The sequence below is a fragment of the Sphingomonas sp. ID1715 genome (assembly GCF_013044515.1).
Classification (GTDB): Bacteria; Pseudomonadota; Alphaproteobacteria; order Sphingomonadales; family Sphingomonadaceae; genus Sphingomonas_B.
This window is the reverse complement of record NZ_JABEPR010000017.1, coordinates 1-15,803: the sequence shown is the minus strand read 5'-3', so window position 1 is coordinate 15,803 and position 15,803 is coordinate 1. Positions and strand designations below refer to the sequence as shown.

At 64.4% G+C, this 15,803-nt stretch carries 19 protein-coding genes and 1 pseudogene; 4 read left to right on the top strand and 16 right to left on the bottom strand.

Annotated features, from left to right (window positions below):
- The 15 genes and pseudogenes from HJG53_RS17980 to HJG53_RS17915 all read right to left on the bottom strand — a co-directional run.
- Nucleotides 1-147: DUF736 family protein (locus tag HJG53_RS17980; RefSeq protein WP_171132737.1), on the bottom strand; the 147-nt coding region annotated here is incomplete at its 3' end.
- Between the two features lie 154 nt (nt 148-301).
- Nucleotides 302-628: a hypothetical protein gene (locus HJG53_RS17975; protein ID WP_019054435.1), complete on the bottom strand. Its 327-nt coding sequence runs from the start codon at nt 626-628 to the stop codon at nt 302-304.
- Nucleotides 625-819 (bottom strand): hypothetical protein, encoded by a 195-nt coding sequence (locus HJG53_RS17970; protein WP_019054434.1) that lies wholly within the window; start codon nt 817-819, stop codon nt 625-627. The genes HJG53_RS17975 and HJG53_RS17970 overlap by 4 nt, the downstream gene beginning before the upstream one ends.
- A gap of 23 nt (nt 820-842) precedes the next feature.
- Entirely contained in the window at nt 843-2,504 is a 1,662-nt protein-coding gene (locus HJG53_RS17965; protein ID WP_019054433.1) for an ATP-binding protein, read from the bottom strand.
- A gap of 93 nt (nt 2,505-2,597) precedes the next feature.
- Nucleotides 2,598-3,077: a hypothetical protein gene (locus HJG53_RS17960; protein WP_019054432.1), complete on the bottom strand. Its 480-nt coding sequence runs from the start codon at nt 3,075-3,077 to the stop codon at nt 2,598-2,600.
- 80 nt (nt 3,078-3,157) lie between these two features.
- Nucleotides 3,158-3,916: a PRTRC system ThiF family protein gene (locus HJG53_RS17955; protein ID WP_026149972.1), complete on the bottom strand. Its 759-nt coding sequence runs from the start codon at nt 3,914-3,916 to the stop codon at nt 3,158-3,160.
- Complete coding sequence (locus HJG53_RS17950; protein WP_019054430.1) at nt 3,811-4,566, bottom strand: PRTRC system protein A; 756 nt, start codon at nt 4,564-4,566, stop codon at nt 3,811-3,813. Before HJG53_RS17950 ends, HJG53_RS17955 begins: the two co-directional genes overlap by 106 nt.
- Nucleotides 4,563-5,387 (bottom strand): PRTRC system protein B, encoded by an 825-nt coding sequence (locus tag HJG53_RS17945; RefSeq protein WP_019054429.1) that lies wholly within the window; start codon nt 5,385-5,387, stop codon nt 4,563-4,565. Before HJG53_RS17945 ends, HJG53_RS17950 begins: the two co-directional genes overlap by 4 nt.
- Before the next feature lie 7 nt (nt 5,388-5,394).
- Nucleotides 5,395-6,255, bottom strand: a complete 861-nt coding sequence (locus tag HJG53_RS17940) for a hypothetical protein (RefSeq protein ID WP_019054428.1) — start codon at nt 6,253-6,255, stop codon at nt 5,395-5,397.
- A gap of 79 nt (nt 6,256-6,334) precedes the next feature.
- Entirely contained in the window at nt 6,335-6,559 is a 225-nt protein-coding gene (locus HJG53_RS18930; protein ID WP_254447862.1) for a hypothetical protein, read from the bottom strand.
- Nucleotides 6,560-6,561: 2 nt separating this feature from the next.
- Complete coding sequence (locus tag HJG53_RS17935) at nt 6,562-6,768, bottom strand: PRTRC system protein C (protein ID WP_019054426.1); 207 nt, start codon at nt 6,766-6,768, stop codon at nt 6,562-6,564.
- Between the two features lie 42 nt (nt 6,769-6,810).
- Nucleotides 6,811-7,239 (bottom strand): PRTRC system protein E, encoded by a 429-nt coding sequence (locus HJG53_RS17930; protein ID WP_019054425.1) that lies wholly within the window; start codon nt 7,237-7,239, stop codon nt 6,811-6,813.
- Nucleotides 7,240-7,273: 34 nt separating this feature from the next.
- Nucleotides 7,274-8,914 (bottom strand): PRTRC system ParB family protein, encoded by a 1,641-nt coding sequence (locus HJG53_RS17925; RefSeq protein WP_019054424.1) that lies wholly within the window; start codon nt 8,912-8,914, stop codon nt 7,274-7,276.
- Between the two features lie 164 nt (nt 8,915-9,078).
- On the bottom strand, nt 9,079-9,432 hold the full coding sequence (locus HJG53_RS17920) for a DUF3768 domain-containing protein (protein WP_019054423.1): 354 nt from the start codon (nt 9,430-9,432) through the stop codon (nt 9,079-9,081).
- Nucleotides 9,429-9,770 (bottom strand): annotated as a pseudogene (locus HJG53_RS17915) (hypothetical protein); the annotation flags it as partial. The pseudogene HJG53_RS17915 and the gene HJG53_RS17920, both read right to left, overlap by 4 nt.
- Nucleotides 9,771-9,873: 103 nt before the next feature.
- On the opposite strand from HJG53_RS17915, the gene HJG53_RS17910 reads away from it, so the two are divergent.
- The 4 genes from HJG53_RS17910 to HJG53_RS17895 all read left to right on the top strand — a co-directional run bounded on the left by HJG53_RS17910 (nt 9,874) and on the right by HJG53_RS17895 (nt 15,579).
- On the top strand, nt 9,874-11,286 hold the full coding sequence (locus HJG53_RS17910; protein WP_062069127.1) for a site-specific integrase: 1,413 nt from the start codon (nt 9,874-9,876) through the stop codon (nt 11,284-11,286).
- Between the two features lie 107 nt (nt 11,287-11,393).
- Nucleotides 11,394-13,058 carry a hypothetical protein gene (locus tag HJG53_RS17905; protein WP_160987143.1) on the top strand — a complete coding sequence of 555 codons (1,665 nt, stop codon included), beginning with the start codon at nt 11,394-11,396 and terminating at the stop codon, nt 13,056-13,058.
- A 2-nt stretch (nt 13,059-13,060) separates the two neighbouring features.
- Entirely contained in the window at nt 13,061-15,169 is a 2,109-nt protein-coding gene (locus HJG53_RS17900; protein ID WP_171132733.1) for a hypothetical protein, read from the top strand.
- Entirely contained in the window at nt 15,166-15,579 is a 414-nt protein-coding gene (locus HJG53_RS17895) for a TetR/AcrR family transcriptional regulator (RefSeq protein WP_171132731.1), read from the top strand. The genes HJG53_RS17900 and HJG53_RS17895 overlap by 4 nt, the downstream gene beginning before the upstream one ends.
- 103 nt (nt 15,580-15,682) lie before the next feature.
- Here the strand turns inward: HJG53_RS17895 and HJG53_RS17890 are convergent.
- Nucleotides 15,683-15,803: ATP-binding protein (locus HJG53_RS17890; RefSeq protein WP_171129749.1), on the bottom strand; the 121-nt coding region annotated here is incomplete at its 5' end.

Below are 15,803 nucleotides of genomic sequence, written 5' to 3'. Positions count from 1 at the left end.
CGCCGACAGCGCCAGAACCTCGAACTTGGGCGCCTTGGGATTGGCCGAGTGCACCTCGCGCAGCGCAACCGTCATGGCGATCGCCAGCGTCGCGATCTTGCCGACGAAAATGCCGGCGTCATTCTGCTTGATCGAACCGATGTTCATGGGAAAGTCTCCTGAAAGCGGTCTCGAACACCGTGTCCGAGCCACCTTCCTCCTTCCCCACTCCCCTCCTCGGCCGTTCGGCCGAGCAGGCGCGCAAGCGCCCATCCGAGCGCCGCAAAAGCGGCCTCGGGTCGAAACGCGTTGGGCGCTGGTGTTAGTTTATCGAGCCGAAGAGACGCCTCTTGGCCGCTGCCTGATGCAGGCCGTCCTTGACGCCGACCGTGGCGTTCATGTCCGCCGCGAGATCGGCAGCCAGCGTCTCGGGAATATCGGCATAAGCTTCGACCACCCTGATGGCGATCTCGGGGCTGAGCAGCTCGCCCGGCTCGGTGCCAAGCCAGATCGTCGCCTCGCCTTCTTCGGGTTCCTCATCGGTCGGCGTGAATATCTGGGCGAAGAAGGTCTGAAGGGGTCTGTCCCAGCCAACCACCGCCTTGATGACCCCATTCCCCGGTCTCGGTTTCAGTTCGTAGCGGCTCATGTCTGGCTCCGACGAATGCGATGATCGACGTGGCGGGCCGCGCCCTCGGCGCTGCGCAGCGCCTTGCGGACCGCGGCGGCGGCGCGCGGGGCGCCGCTCTGGGCAAGAAGGTGCCGCGCGCTGCGAAGCTGGTCAATCGCCTCCCACACGGCGTCGCGGTCTGCCCGCTTCGCGGCTCTGATGGGTCGCATGGGATTGGTCCCTTCGAGATTGATCAGGATGCCGGCGACGCCGGGACGGTTTCGATGCGGACATCGATGGCGTTCCTGCCGATGATCGCTGAGAACTGGCGCCCTTCGGGAACGAACCATTGGGCGCGGTAGGCGATGATCGCCCGGAGCCGCTCCACCAGCGCCGCGTCGTCTCCAAGCAACAGTCGGGTGGCCATTTCTCTGGCATCGAGCAGGAAGCGATCGTTCTGCGTCTCCCAGCTATCGGCGTCGCGATCGTCGCTCGCGCAGAAGCATGAAGCCTCGAGCAGGTCGACCAGCTCGTCCGGGGATATCGCGCCGCGCGCGGCGAGAAGGACGTTCGCTTCCTCGAAACCCCAATGATGCGCGTCGTCATACTCGATGACGACGGGAGCCGCGACGGTCAGCGTCTCGGTTCTGGCGCCCCCGATCTCGACCACGAGATCGAGGCGGTCGACCGTCCCGCATTCGAGCCCGGACAGGGTCTCGCTGTCGAACAGATGGCGGGCGCCGTCGCGTTCGATCTCGAACCGAAGCGCTGTGATCCGGGGGAGTGCATCGTACCAGCCATATCCCGCCATCGCGTCGTCCGGATCGGCGAGGGAACCTTGGAGGCGGCCGTCGCGGGCGAGCGCGAATGCCGCGCATTGTTCGAGCGGCGCGCCGAAATTCTCCATGAGGACGAGATTGTCCGCCGGGATCAGGCCGGAACCCTCGCGTCCGCTGTTGAGATCGGCCGTCGCCGGGGTCCAGCCTCGCAGGAGCGCCGTCGCCTCGGGAAGATCGATGCCGAGATTCCGGGCCTCGGTCCATTGGGCGAAGGACAGGCGGTGGCTGCCGAGAGATGCGATGTGGCGGAAGATGGTCTTGCGGACCAAGTCGCGGAGCGCTTCGAGCGCGGCGCTCTCGACCATTTCGGTCCGGGCTGGCAGCACAAGCTGTAGCGCTGGGGCATCGATGATGTCGACGCGCGCCCACCAGCTGCGATCCTTCTCGTCAATCGAGGGCAAGGCGCAGGGGACGGTGAGGCCGTGGAAGTTGATGCGCGGCTGGTAGTGAGTGGAGCGCGCCCCGTTATAGAGGCCGATGCGCACGCCGCCGGTCTCAACCGTGACCAGGGCGTCGGCGAGCCAGTCCGATTGGGCAAGCGGCGCGCCGTTGAATCGGATCGGCGTCGGACAATAGCGTGCGGCCGCGTTCGCGCTGGCCTCCAGGGATTTCGCCCAGTCATCCTGGAGTGGGAGACGGATCTCGGTGCCGAAGCGATGATCGCAGCGATAGACCGGGATAGGACCGCCCGTTTCCCAATCGCCGGGCGCGATCGAGATCCGCCAGGCGTCTCCGCCGGCGCGCGGACGGGACCGGATTTCGACATGGCGCCCGGCAAGGCTGAACACGCCCATGCCGGCAGGATCTTCACGGGCCGCGATATCCTCATCCCATCCCGAGCGCCCGAGCGCGAGAATGACCGCGGGATCGGCGATCCCCGCGCCGTCGTCGGCGATGACGAGCCACTGCCGATCGTCGGCTTCGGCGACATCGAGGTCGACGGTCGTCGCGCCGGCGCGGCGCGCATTCTGGATGAGCTCGGTCAGTATGGAACCGAGCGTATTATTGAACAGCCTCGTCACCTTGGTGATCGCTGCGGGATCGACCTGGCTGTGGACGACGGTGGGAAGGGGCATCGGGGTCTCCTCGGCAAGAGCGAATGGCCCCCTCCCCGCCCTTCTCTCCTTTCGCTCGGGGCTGCGCGTCCACGGGCGGCGGTGGCGCGGCTGTCAGGCGCAACGGCGCTCCTTCTCGGCCGGTGTCTCGATGTGGACATAGCGCTTGCCGGCCCGGCGGCGCTTGCGGATGCGGCCATCGACGAAGGCCTTGGCCCAGCGGTCGGCTTCGTCCACGCGGGCGGCGATGGCGCACTCGTCGGCCTGTTTGAACATCGTGTAGGCCAGCGCGTATTGCGCGCGCTCCGGCAGGCTGAGCAGTGTCGCGCTGATCGGCAGCGCGCTCTCGTAGAATTCGAGGATATGGCGGCCCCCGCCGTGGTGCATCAGGATGGCCAGGAGGCCCTTGTTTCCGGGACCGGTCGGCCGCGCGATCTGGATGTCATGCGACCCGTAGGTTACCCCGACCTGGGACGCCCCGCCCTCGCCGCGATGGAAGACGCGGTCCTCGCGGTTCGCCAGGGGATGGGCGAGAACCTCATAGCCATCGAAGCTATCGACGCGGCGGATGCGGTTATGTCCGATGACGGTCATGACAAAATCTCCTCATGCCCCGGGGCGCAGGCCACCGGGGTTGGATGGGCACGGAAAGTGGTGGAGTGGCCGGCAGGGGTTCAGTCACCGCGCGGCAAAGGGATCGGGACGGCTTGGCCACTGGCGAGGTTGATGAAAGCGCCGGCGTGCCCGATCGACCCGCGGCCGAGAAGGTCGAACAGCAGTGCGAGCGCGTGGCTCGCCAGCACCCGATTGACGAACAGGGACTGACGTTCGAGCGCCTCGGCGACCGAGCAGGACGGGGCATCGTCCTCGGCCAGGGTTTCGTCGGCCAGCTCGGGAAAGGCCTCGAGGACAGTTGGCAGGCGCGCCTTGACGTTGCCCTTCGGACGGCATGGGCAACCGATCAGATATTGTCCGTCGCTGGCGCGATTGCCGAGGTCCATCCAATAGGTCGGCACGACCCTGCCGTCGCTAAGCGCCGCGCCGAGTGCCCGGCGCGCCGAAGCCGTGTCGACGCACGTGATGAGGATGTCGGTCCCTTCCGTATCGACGGCATCGGGCGCTCGGCCATGAACGGCTTTCCAGCCCAGGCCGTGGGCAAGGTTGATCCGCTCGGTTAGCGTGCGCGCCTTGGAGTTGCCGAGATCGCAGCGATAGAAGGGCTGGCGACCGAGATTGGCCTCGGTCACAATGTCGTCGTCGACCACGGTGACCGCGAGCGAACGCGAGGAGATCGCGCGGAGAGCCGTGTCGAGCGAGGCAAGGCCCATTAGCATCTGAGCGCCGTTTCCACCGCATCCCACGAGGAGGATGCGGATCCCGCGATTGTCGAAGGTGGCGGGAAGGAAGTGGCGCTGGAGCTTGTCAGGCTGCATGGGGAATCTCCCGAAAATGGGCTGCGCGGCACGGCCAGGAACATCCCTCCGGCGCAGAGCCTGGCGGCCATGACCGGACCCGCCGGGTGGTCGAGCCGGCCGACGACGAGTGAAATCTTGGTGGCATGGGCATCGTCAGCATCGTCGGTCGCGCTGAAATAGGCCGGACCGCGCCCGTGACTGTGCATGTCGCAGACGACATGCCAACTAGGCTCGCAGGCCGGGGGCCGGTAGACGAGGCGCGTCGGCGTCGCTTCATCGATCTGCGGAAAATGCACGGTGAATTCGGCCGTCGCCTCGTTCCACAGGATGAAGGCGGCTGCCTCGTTGGGCAGGGCGGCACGGAAATGGTCCAGGACGGCCGCGAGATGCTCACCCGGGACCCGGCCGCAGCGCAATTCGGCCTGGGGGTCGCCCATGCTGCCATAGGGGAGATGGGCTGCGAATGGCGGCGACAGAGGCGCATCAAGCGCCAGCCAGGGACGACGCAATATGAGCATCGCCCCATCGGCCCCCACGGCGAGCCCGTGTCCGGCCCGACTGCTGCGAAGCGCATCGAGCCCAGGCGATCGGCCTATGGGCGGAACAGGATAGCAGGGAACGGCGGCGAGCAGCGCGGCCGCGGTCGGATCATCGGCGAGCATGGTCATCTCCCGGCAGCCGCTGAAATCAGTCGGCCGACCGTGATCGCGTCGGCCGGCGGGCGCGCCTGTCGCAGACGGGCGGCGGGATTGAAGGGCCTGAGGCGTCGGACCGGGAAACGACTGGCCCCGCGCGCGGCGAGATCGTCCCAGAGTCTGACGAGGCCGCCCTTGCCGGTCACCGTCCATTCCTGTCCGGGATTGGGGTGCGTCGACCAGGAGTCGAACACGGCCCGTTCGAACTCCGGGATTGCGGCAACGCCGAGGGTTTTCGGCCTCGGGATATTGCCCCAGCAGAGCCGCCCTTCGATGAAGACATTGAGAATGGGCGAGTGCAGCACCGGCGTGTCAGCCACGGGGCGCTCGCTGGCCGGCAGCGCGTAGACCCCGAGACCCGCGCGCGTGGCAATGAACAGATGCGCGGGATAGGGCACCGCGACCGTGGTGCGCCGCGCCAGCGCTCGAAGACCGTCGGGCGGCGATGAGAGCGCGAAATAGGCGGGGCGAACCTGTGCCGGCGTCCACCATGCGAGAACATCGGGATGGGAGACCAGGACGGTGTCGGGCAATATCTCGGGGATAGCCGTGCGGCCCAGCGCCTCGGTCCACTGGCGCAGCTGCGCACGCGACAAGGGAATGCCCGCAGCGATCGTGGGGCGGCCGTCTCCATCGAGCTCGACGGCGTGCATGCTGGCGAACGCCGCCACGTCGTTCCTGGGCGCGCCATAGGCGTTTGGGGTCCGGGACGTTCCGGCCTGATAGAGCAGGATGGCGTTGGTCAGGACGAGACCGCCGCCGGTGGCTTCGAAGTGGCTGCTGTGATCGGACATGGGGGCCTCACGGATTGGGTGGGTCGAGACGGACGAGATCCTGAGCCGCGAGCAGGAACTGGACGCCGAGCCTGAGGCTCGCGAACCAGGCGTCGATCCGGCTCACTTCGGGCAGCGGGCAGAGGCCGCAGAAATCCATGAAGCCCATTTCCATGCCGTGGCGCGCGACATCGTCGAGTTCGCGGGCGAACTCTTCGAACGGAACGAGCGTCAAGGGCGGAAGGGACGAGCATTCCTCGATGCCCGGCACATATTCGTAGAGGGCGTCGCTATCGAAGTGCCAGGCATTGCGGTCCGAGGCGAGGTGTTCGAGCGCCTTATGCGCGTCGCGAAGCCGGTGCAGCGCCTGCGCCAGCTCTTTCGGGAGGCATGCGGGCTTCGCTGCGTTCGCGCCGATCATCCAGTCGGGACGGCGCGCGTTCATTTCCGAGGGGAGCGTCTGTTCCTCGATCTCTTCGGCGCTGAGACCCTGATAGGCGGCCAAGCTCCGGCGCGCGCTCTCGTCGTCGATCTCGCCGTCCCAATAATACATCGAGATTTCGTCGAAGAGGTCTTGGTAGCCGAAGACCGGAAGGGCGGTGCCGAGCGTCTCCCCGAGGGCCGCATAGGCGGCGGCGCGCCAGGGGATGGGAGCGTCGCCGGTTTCGATCCAGCCAAGATCCAGTTGGCCCAGGGTCTCGCAGACAAGGGCGATCGCGGGCGGATTATCGTCTTCGCCGACGAGGACGGCGACCCGCAGATCGACAAGCTCGATCGGCTCCAGGATTTCGAGAACCGCGGCATTGAAGACCTGCTCGATGCGCTTGCGGGCGCCGACGCGCGTGTACCGCTTGGAGGTTGCTTCCCGCGCGGACACCCAGCGGCCCATCAGCTTGTGGTGATTGCTGAGCGGCTGATCGAAAGTGGCGGGGATGTCGACGGACAGCGCGACCGACCGCCCCGCGAGATCAACCGAGTGGGGCGGGCCTGAGGCCGGCGGGGGGCTGAAGCGGCTCCGCCGCTTCGCCTTTGTGATTGGCAGGGTCGAGGAGGATCCGCGCGTGGAGGGCCTGGGCCTGGGCGCTGCAGGGAGGCTGGGGGAAGCCGGTCGTGTTGCCATCGTCGTGCTCGATCCATTCGAGGAGCGTCTTGCGCGGAGCGGCCGGAATGGCCGCGCTCTGGGCGGGCGGCATGTTCAGCCCTTGGTGCCGACGGCGCGCCGATATTCGATGAGGTGGGCGTTGCCCGACACGCCGGCATCGACGATCTCGGCGTTGAGAATCGCCGGGAAGAGTGTCGCATGGTAGGAGCGCAACGCTGCCGGTTCTTCCGCGAGATGCGGCGGGACCGGGAGGTCGATGCCGTCGTATCGGTAAGTGCGGGTCAGGAGGTTGATCTGCATGATGGGCCTCTCGAATTGAGATGTTGGGCAAGTCGATGAAGGTCAGTCCCAGAGGCTGGCCGGTTCGTCCGCCTTGGCGTCGGCTGGCGGAGCGGCGGGGTTCGCAGCTTTTGCGGGACTCGTGGGCGCGGGCGTCTTCGGCGTTGCCGCCTTGGCCTTCGCGGCTTCGGCGGCGGCGGTGCGGGCCGCTTCGGCTGCCTGGCGTTGCTCCTCGAGCTGGTCGGCGAGCGTCTTGCGAGCGGCGATGAGCTGGCCGAGCGCACCGTCTTCGCCCTTGGCTAGTTCGGCGTCGATTTCCGCGGCGCTGGCGGTGAGCGAGATCGGGCGGGTTTCGCCGGTCTCGAGCTTGTGCGCGGCGCCTTCCTGCCTGCGGGGGATCACGGTCAGGGTGACGGTATCGTCCGGGCCGGCGACGAGATCGAAGCCGAGCGAGTAGCGCGCGAGCAGCGGGAGCAGGTTGGTAATCAGCATGGGGGCGCTTCCTTCTATGTGAGTGTTCGGGGGGTCAGGCGGCGAGTTCCGTGATCGCGGCTTCGGTCGGCGGCGCGGCCTTCACCGGCGGCGGTCCGTATTGGCCGTCGAGCGTCATCGAACTGGGGAGGCGTCCGGCCCAGTCGAAGCCGGGCCGGCCCAGCATGCCGGCGATGAGGTCGGCCTTCTTGGCGGTGAGGAGCTTGGCGAAGCCCTTTTCGCCCATGTGTGCGACGAGGCCGCATTCCTGGGCGATGAACTTGAGTTCATCCTTGGTGTATCGCTCGAGGAAGGCCTTATCGACCTGCCAGACGTCGCGCAGGTCGACCGCGAAGGCCCGGGCGAGGTCGGCGACATGCCCGAAGGTGAGCACGTCCTTGGCATAGGCGGCGCCGACGGCGGACAGCACATTGGCCGCCTGCGGCTCCGAAAGGGCGCGGATCTCCGCGATCTTGTCGCCATAGGGAAGATCCGGGAAGGTGGCGCCGACCAGGATGCCGGCACGCGCCTTCAGCGTTTCGGCCTTGATCTGGGGAAGCGTGCCCGACATGGCGGCGACGAGAATGGCGGTGTGGGCCTGGACGGCATCGGCCGCGAGCGCCCGGGCGACGGCGGTGCGCCACTTCGCCTCGCGCAGGTCGCTGGTACGGCCTGCGATCGATTTGACCGTGACAGTCGGCTTGTGCGCGGCGGAGCCGCCGCTCGTCGAAGGGAGCGGGGTCTGCGGAGCCGGGGCGCGCGGTTCGGCGCGGGTGGGAGCTTCAGTGCGATCGCCCGGGTTCGCATCAGATCCGCCTTCGGTGTCGTCGAGGACGTCATCCTCGTCGTCATCGCGCTCGTCATCCTGCGCATCGTCAGTGGAGGGCGGAGCTGCAGCCCGTTCCGCCTTCTCGGCACGCTCCTGCTCCTCGAAGCGGATCGCCTCGGCGGTCTGGGTCTTCAGTTCGAAGCAACCGGGATTGGTGCAGTGTCCGTCGTCGACGTGGGTCTCGAACAGGGTTCGCTGGGAGGCCGAGTTGAACGGACAGGTGGTGCACTCGGTCTTGTCGAAGCAGGCAGCGGCGAGGTTCTGCGTCACCCGCATCAGCAATTCGCGAGTCTTGCCGACGTCCAGCCCGGCGGCGAGAATGGTCTCGAGGGCCTTGTCCTGCTTGTCGCCGGGTACGGCCGCCAGCAGCTCGGCATGGCCGACCTTGATCCGGCGTTCGTCGAGCGCGAGCTTCACGGCATCGGAAAGCTCGGCGAGCGCCAGGCGCCGATCGAGCTTCGCCCGGGACCAGCCAAGCCGTCGGGCGGCCTCGGCGCGATCGTTCTGGCAGGCCGCGAGATAGCGGACGGCGGCGTCAGCCTGCTCGGTTTCCGACGGATCGTCGCGGTCGTCATTCTCGGCGATCGCGGCGTCCAGCGCCTCCTGGTCCGTCATCTCGCGGATGATGACAGGCACTTCGCCATCGGGGCCGTAGGCTTCCAGACCGGCGCGGTAGCGGCGCTCGCCGGCGACGATCGCATAGACCTCGCCCTTGGGACGCAGGAGGATGGGCTGCAGGATTCCGCGCAGGCGGATCGAGGCGACAAGCTCGTCATGCTTCTTGCGGTCGAAATAGCGGCGCGGATTGTCGCCCTTGGTGATGAGGGAGAGCGGCAGCGTGGCGCGGATCGGTTCGGCAGGGGTCAAGGCTGGTCTCCTCGGGGATTGGGGAAGGCAGGGTCCATCGAGCCCGCGCGCTCTCGGTCGGCGAGCCTGAAGCTCGCCCTCCCCCTCCCCTCTCGCTGCCCGGAGGGCCGGCGAGCCGATGCGCTGATTTTCATGGGGAATGGGGCTTGAGGGCTCGCTGGCGCTCAGTAGTCCTCGGCGAGCATGACGGTGAGGACGCGCCGCGTGATCGAGGCGTCCGCCGGGTCGTCGGAGCCGAACTCGAGCGCCATGTCATAATAATCGATCTTGAAGAGGACCCTCTGCCCCTGCAGGTCGAAGGCGCCGAAATCGCGCTCGGGCCCGTCGCCGGGCTTGAACGCATAGCGGCGGACCGCCGCGAGCAGTTCGGCCTGCGCGAGCACCTCGGCGATGCCTTCGCCCTCGCCGGACAGCCGGGCAAGGCAATTGCGGGTGACCATGATGCGGGCATGGGCATCGAGGCCCTGCCGGCAGCGATCGTTGAGACGGGCGATCCGTTCGGTGGCGGGAATTGTCATGCGGCCTCCAGCAAGCCGGCGTTGAAGGTGTCGAGCCACTCCGCCATTGCCGGTCGTTCGGGGAGCGGGACATGCGCGGCGACGTCCTGAAAGCGGATGAGGTCGGCGGGCGCATCGCGGATGATCGCGTCGATGTCGGCTGCGGGGAGCAGCTCCTCGGCGCGGATGAAGTCGGTCATTCGGCCGGGTCTGGTCGAGGTAGACCGGCGCCACAGGCCTTCGACGGTACGCAGGCGCGGGGCCGCGCGGGCTTCGACCAGGACGATGAGCCGAAGGCACCAGGCCGGTAGCGCCCGAACCTCGTCCGGCTTCATGGCGCCGCAGATGAATTATGTCGCCATTGAGACGATTCATTCTCTTTGACGGGCTATGGATATTGCCCCATCATCGATCGGGTCGGGGCAATAAAGCGGAAGCGCCCAGTGACATATCGAGGATTCAGTGCATCTTTTTCCGTTCGATCCTTGGCTCGGCGTCGAGCCTATATTTGTTGATGGGATGATGATCCGGCCTGCGCTTGATGACGCCATAAAGCAGGACGCAATCAAATACTTACCCGAAACAACTCTCCCTTCTCTCCTTCATTCCGACGGAAGCCCCGTTGTCGAAGTCAATTCGTTCATCACGTTCCTGCGATCCGATGGCGTGTCCCTTGCCAGCGCGGGCCACTATGCTCGGGATCTTCAGGTCTTTGCCCGCTATCTGCGGGATGTGCGTTCAAAGTCGTTACTCGACGCATCCAGTGTCGATGTAGGGAAATATCGCAGCCTTCGGCTCGAGGGGCCGGGCGAGCTCCGACTATCGGGATCGTCTTGGAAGCGCACGTCTGCGGCGTTGACGCGGTTCTTTCAATGGGCCGCCAGCGAGGAAGTGAGACTGATTTCAGTGGCGCCGAAAACCAGATTCCGCCGTGATGGCGCGGTTGCCGAAGATACGATCCGCATGATCCCGCTCGAGGATTACATTCTGTTCCGAGACCAAGGCCTGTTGGACCAGGGTCAAGCGAGCGGTATCACTCAACGCCGGAATCCGATGCGCGATGCCGCGTTCGCCGAGCTACTCGTGACCACGGGTGTCAGACTTGAGGAAGGCGCCAGCCTTCTGATCGGAGAACTGCCGACAACGAATGCCTGCGTCTTCCAGGGCAGTCGCACCGCCATGATCGACCTTCCCGCCACAATCACCAAAGGGCGCAAACCTCGATCGGTGCCGTTCCCGAGGCGGGTCGCCGGTAACTTTATCGACGCCTATGTTCGCGAGGAGCGAAGCCAGTTGGTCGATCGCTGGCGACGCGCGGGTGGGGTCCGGACCATGCGGCAGCCGCTCATCGGCACACTTGCGGGCGGGCAGCGCGTTTTGATCCAGGGCGAGCAACGCCCGCGGTCGCTGGCGACTCTGCGAATCGACGAACGACGGAATCTCCTATTGCTGCCCGGGTCGGGCGCGCCATTGGAAAGTGCGCAGCCGGCAGCATTATGGCTGGCGCAGGACGGCCAAGCCCTCACCCCCGCGGCATGGCAGTCGATCTTCCGGCGTACCAGCAAGAAGTTATCGGAGAACATGGGCTGGGACCTACAGGTATCGCCTCATACCCTCCGGCATACCTTTGCCGTCTACTGGCTTACGCACCTCATCAAAGCGGAAGTGAAGAGGCTCGACGGTCGATCTGTCCCAGATCGAACCGAGGAAATCTACATGAAGGTCGTCAGCGACCCCTTGCGCCGGGTCCAGCGATGGCTGGGTCACGCCAGCATCCTGACCACTGAAAAATACCTCACCTACCTCGATGAAGCCTTCGAACTCGTAGATCAGGCGGCCGAGGCGCTGGACTCTCGTCTGATGGGCTTCTTCTAGCAGTGGGACGGCCTCGCCTATCGTTCAGCGATTTACCTCCGCAGCAGGAGGAGCCGCAAGCTGACGCAATCCTAGCCTATCATCATCGTGACGGTGTCGGGCGCGAAATGACCTGGTTGCTGCACGAGGTAGGGAACGAAGGTCTGGGCCGCGATCTTGCCTTGTACCTTGGGCCGATGATGAACGAGCTGTTCGCCGGCCTGGCCGTCCCGAGTGTCGAACAGTATCGACAGAGCTGGATCCCGCTCGGCAAACATCTGTCCTCCAGCGGGCGCCTCGACGGGGGGCTTCGCGTGATTACGGCCGCTGACATCGATGCTTGCGACGTTCGGGGCCAATACTCCCGGTTCCGTTGCCTTGTTCACGGCCTTCGCGCGATAGACGAACGCAACCCTGATCTGCTACGTCCGGATCTGAAGGCGCGGATCAACTTCACGAGCCGTCACAATGGAACGGCATTACGGCCCCGCGAACCGTTGACACCGTTCGTCGCTCGCGTCCTGAAAGAGGCCGCTGATCGCAGCGTGATAGCTACACGCGAAAGGATCGTGGCGGGACGCGAGCAGATCGAAGCTTTGCGAAACAAGCTGGAGAGGAGCCGCTTTGAGAATGTGTTCCTGAAAGTCGCCGACGGCACGCGTGCCGCTCGAAGCGAGTTCGACATGTTCAAATATCGCAAGGTTGCCATCGCCGCCGCCAGCGATCTTCTCGTTCTCACACTGCCTGATGCGATCTGCTTCATCATCGCCATCGCGCTCCGGGTCGAAATGCCGATAGAATGCCTGCGGACCCTGCGGCGCGACTGCCTGAAGAACCCCGCGAGAGGATATGTCTCCATTGAATACACGAAGGGGCGAGGCGGTCTGCGCGCCAAGATCAAGCGCGAACGCGTGCGTGACGGTGGCATCAATACGCCAGGCGGACTCGTTCGCCTTGCCCTTGAACTATCCCGGCCCGCCGCCGAGCGAATGGCCGATCGAGGCGACCCGAATGCGGATTACCTGTGGGTCGGCTTCGTTGCAGCCGGACTGCCGAGCTGGCGGCGGTTCAGCCTTTCTACCCATAACTTCTACGCCGCTATCAGAAGCCTCGGCCTCGTCGATGAAGCGGGTAAGCCGATAACCAAGATCGTTCCCGCCCAGCTAAGAAAAACGGTGAAGCGGGACAATTACGTGCGCCACGCAGGCCACCTTCGCCGCTTCGCGAGCGATCACTCGAAGCCAGTTGCCGCTCGGCATTATGCCGCGGTGGACGGGCTTCGAGAAGAGCATGCGCGCTCGGTAGAGGTCGCCGAAGGTCAATTGTTCGACATGGCGATGATACCGTTGGTCCTGCCACCGAAGGAGGAAACCAGCGCGCTCGTAGCCGGCCTCTCGATCGGAAACCAAAAGCTCGACGCAGGCGCTGTCGCGTCGTTGATCTCAGGCAATGCCGATACGTTCCTCGGCATGTGTTCCGGATTCTGGTCGAGCCCACTTGGGCGGAATGACGACGGCTCCTGCGCCACCGCGTTCACTGGCTGCCTCCATTGCCCGAATGCTGTGTTCACCGCACGGAAGCTGCCAGCGTTGCTGACCTATCTGACATGGCTAGCTGATCGGCGCGCCGTCATGACGGAAGCGGAGTGGCACGAGCGCTACAGCGCCGACCATGATCGAATTATGGTACAGATACTCCCCGTGTTCGACGCTGGCGATATCGAACAGGCTCGGTCCACAGTGGAAAATACCGCTGTGGCGCCAGCTCTGCCGCCACATCTTCAGCGGGGCTGAGCATGCGTCCGGTTCTGGAACGTGCCGAAGCATCTTGGCGGATTGACCGTTCGGCATTGGTGATTCCGCCCCACATGGTCGTGAGTGGCCGTGAGCAGCAGAATATCTCTCTGGTCGGGGACGATAAGTGGCTGCTCGAATGTGCCATCGCGCGGCCGAAAAAGGCCCATGAAGCCTGTATCTGCTTCGGTCGGATCGCCGATGCTGATGAGCGGGAACTCGTACGAGAATATCTGTTCCTGTCTTTGAACTACGACTCCCGAGACAAGGTGCGCGGCCGCCTCGGCGTCCTGAAACCTGGTTCGCTGATGCAGGTCGGCAATATCATCCGGTATTTTTTGCAAGAAGTGCGGGAAGCCGGATTTCAACTACACGAGATCGATCAGCCTTGGCTGGATCACTGGCTGTCCGCGAAGCGGCACCTCGCACCGGCAACTCTTGTCTACAAGATCCTCTGCGTACGGCGACTTGCGCTCTATACGCCCTACCTGTCGTTCCGGGGGATCGGGATAGCTCCTTGGGGTAACCGTTCAGCGACTCGGATCGCGGGATACCGGGGTGGCCGAGAAAATGTCACACCGCGAATACCGGAAGCCATTAGCGCGCCGGCGTTGCGGTGGGCCATGTTCTACGTCGATCATGGGATCGACGATCTCATCGCCCGACATCGAATAGCTGGCGTCAACATCGCCGCGCGTCGGCAAAGAGTGTCACCGAAACTAAGCGACCAGCGCTTGCGCGCTTATTTGGATGCACTTGAAGCATCAGGCTCTGGAGTACCGGCGACCCAAGATGGTCGACCCGCGTGGCCAGAAATCTGCAAGGCCAGCGGTCTCGGCGTGGAAGTGCTGAAAGCACGCTCGGCTATGCTCGAGAAGGCAATCTCGCAACTCGGAACCGAGCGCCCAGGCGCAAGCAGTGTTTGGGCCAACATGCCAGGAACAAACACTGCGTGGCGGTCGCATCTTCCTAGCTTCAGCAGTCGTTATACCTTCATACCGGCGATGGCCGCGTGCTATCTCGTAATCGGCCTATTATCCGGAATGCGAGGCGAGGAAGCGGCCGCGCTCAAGCGTGGTTGCCTAAGACTCGTGCGAGACGAACATGGGAAGGTTAAGGGCTACGAACTCGTCGGAAGAATCTTCAAAACCCGCAAAAACGTCGACGGCGCTGAACATCGCTGGACTGTAATAGAGCCTGTTGCCAGGGCCGTATTGGCAGCAATACGGTTGCAGGACTATCTACACAACAGCGCCGATCGAACGGAAGCGCCGCGAGATGATGAGCCCCTGTTCAAACCGGCCTTGATTCGGGGGGTAGGCAATGTCCAGCTTACGGCACATCAATCGACCGTATACCTAAACTACTTCGCCAAGGATTGTCGCCGGCTCGCCGAAGAAATGGCAGCGGCGGCGCCCGCCGAAGCCGACCGCATACTGGCACTATATCATATCCCGGACGAGGGTGATAAACCCTGGCGGTGGCGTACGCGTCAGCTCCGCCGCACCCTTGCATGGTACATCGCCAGCCAGCCCTTCGGCGTGATCGCGGGCATGATACAATATGGGCACGCGAGCGCCATGATGTTCGAAGGCTATGCGGGCACTTCCCAATCCGGCTTCCGTTCGGAGATCGAAGAGGAACGTCGCCTCGCTCAGCTCAGCGATATCGTCGAGATGTACGAGGACTGGAAGGCAGGGATCAATCCAGGCGGCCCCATGCGCTCGAAACTCGTCGCCGAATTTACAAGCATCAGGAGCAAGATTGGTGATCTGCCCGGCACGGTCGTTGATGATCGGCGCCGCGCAAAAATGCTTTCAAACACTGCCGTCACGCTTCATCCGGGTTATATCAACGACTGCTTCTTCTATGCCGACCACGCCCTCTGCTTGAAGGTGAAAGGAGCTGAGGTGCAGCCGGCATTTACGAGGTGCCAGCCTGCTCGTTGTCCGAACAGCGTGGTGGCGAGGCGGCATGTGCTGGCTCTGCAATCATGCATCGCAGATGCCGAGACCATGAAAAATAGCAAGAACATCAGCCCGATCCAGAAACACGCCATTGAGGCACAGATCGTTATTTACAGACAGTTGCTGGAACAGGTCGAACGATGACGAGGAAAGCGAACCCTCCCCGAAAATCGCAAACCACCGTCGCGCTGCTTGACGCCTATAACCGCTTGCGCGACGGCAAAGGCACCGCGACGAATGGCAAGCTGAGCATAACCAATGTTGCCCGCGAGGCGGGGGTCAGTCGAGCGACGGCCTATCGATGCTCCAAACTTCTCGCTTTGTTAGATGAAGCTCCGAAGCCGCCGAAGGCCAAACCACAAATCACGAGCGGTAAGGCCGAGCTGCGCAACGTGATCAACCAGTTGCTCAATCGTATCATCATGCTGGAGGCTGCGTTGGAAGCCAAAGAGGCGGAAATCCGGCAATTGCGTTCAATGCTGTCAATCGGCGTGCAAACGGGACCCCCTATCGGCGCGCAAAAGGGACCCCCTTTCACGATGGCGCAAGGTTGATCGGACACGCGCCTTTGCGCTGCGCGCGGCGTAGGGAGGGCGGAGCCCGACCGGAGGCGCGCGCAGCGCAAAGCATCTTTTAATCGGAGGTCGGTGGGGGCGATCAGCTGCGGTTTTTGAAGCGCCAGCTGTCATTGCCGGTCTCGACGATGTCGCAATGGTGGGTGACGCGATCAAGGAGCGCGGTGGTCATCTTGGGATCGCCGAACACGGTGGGCCATTCG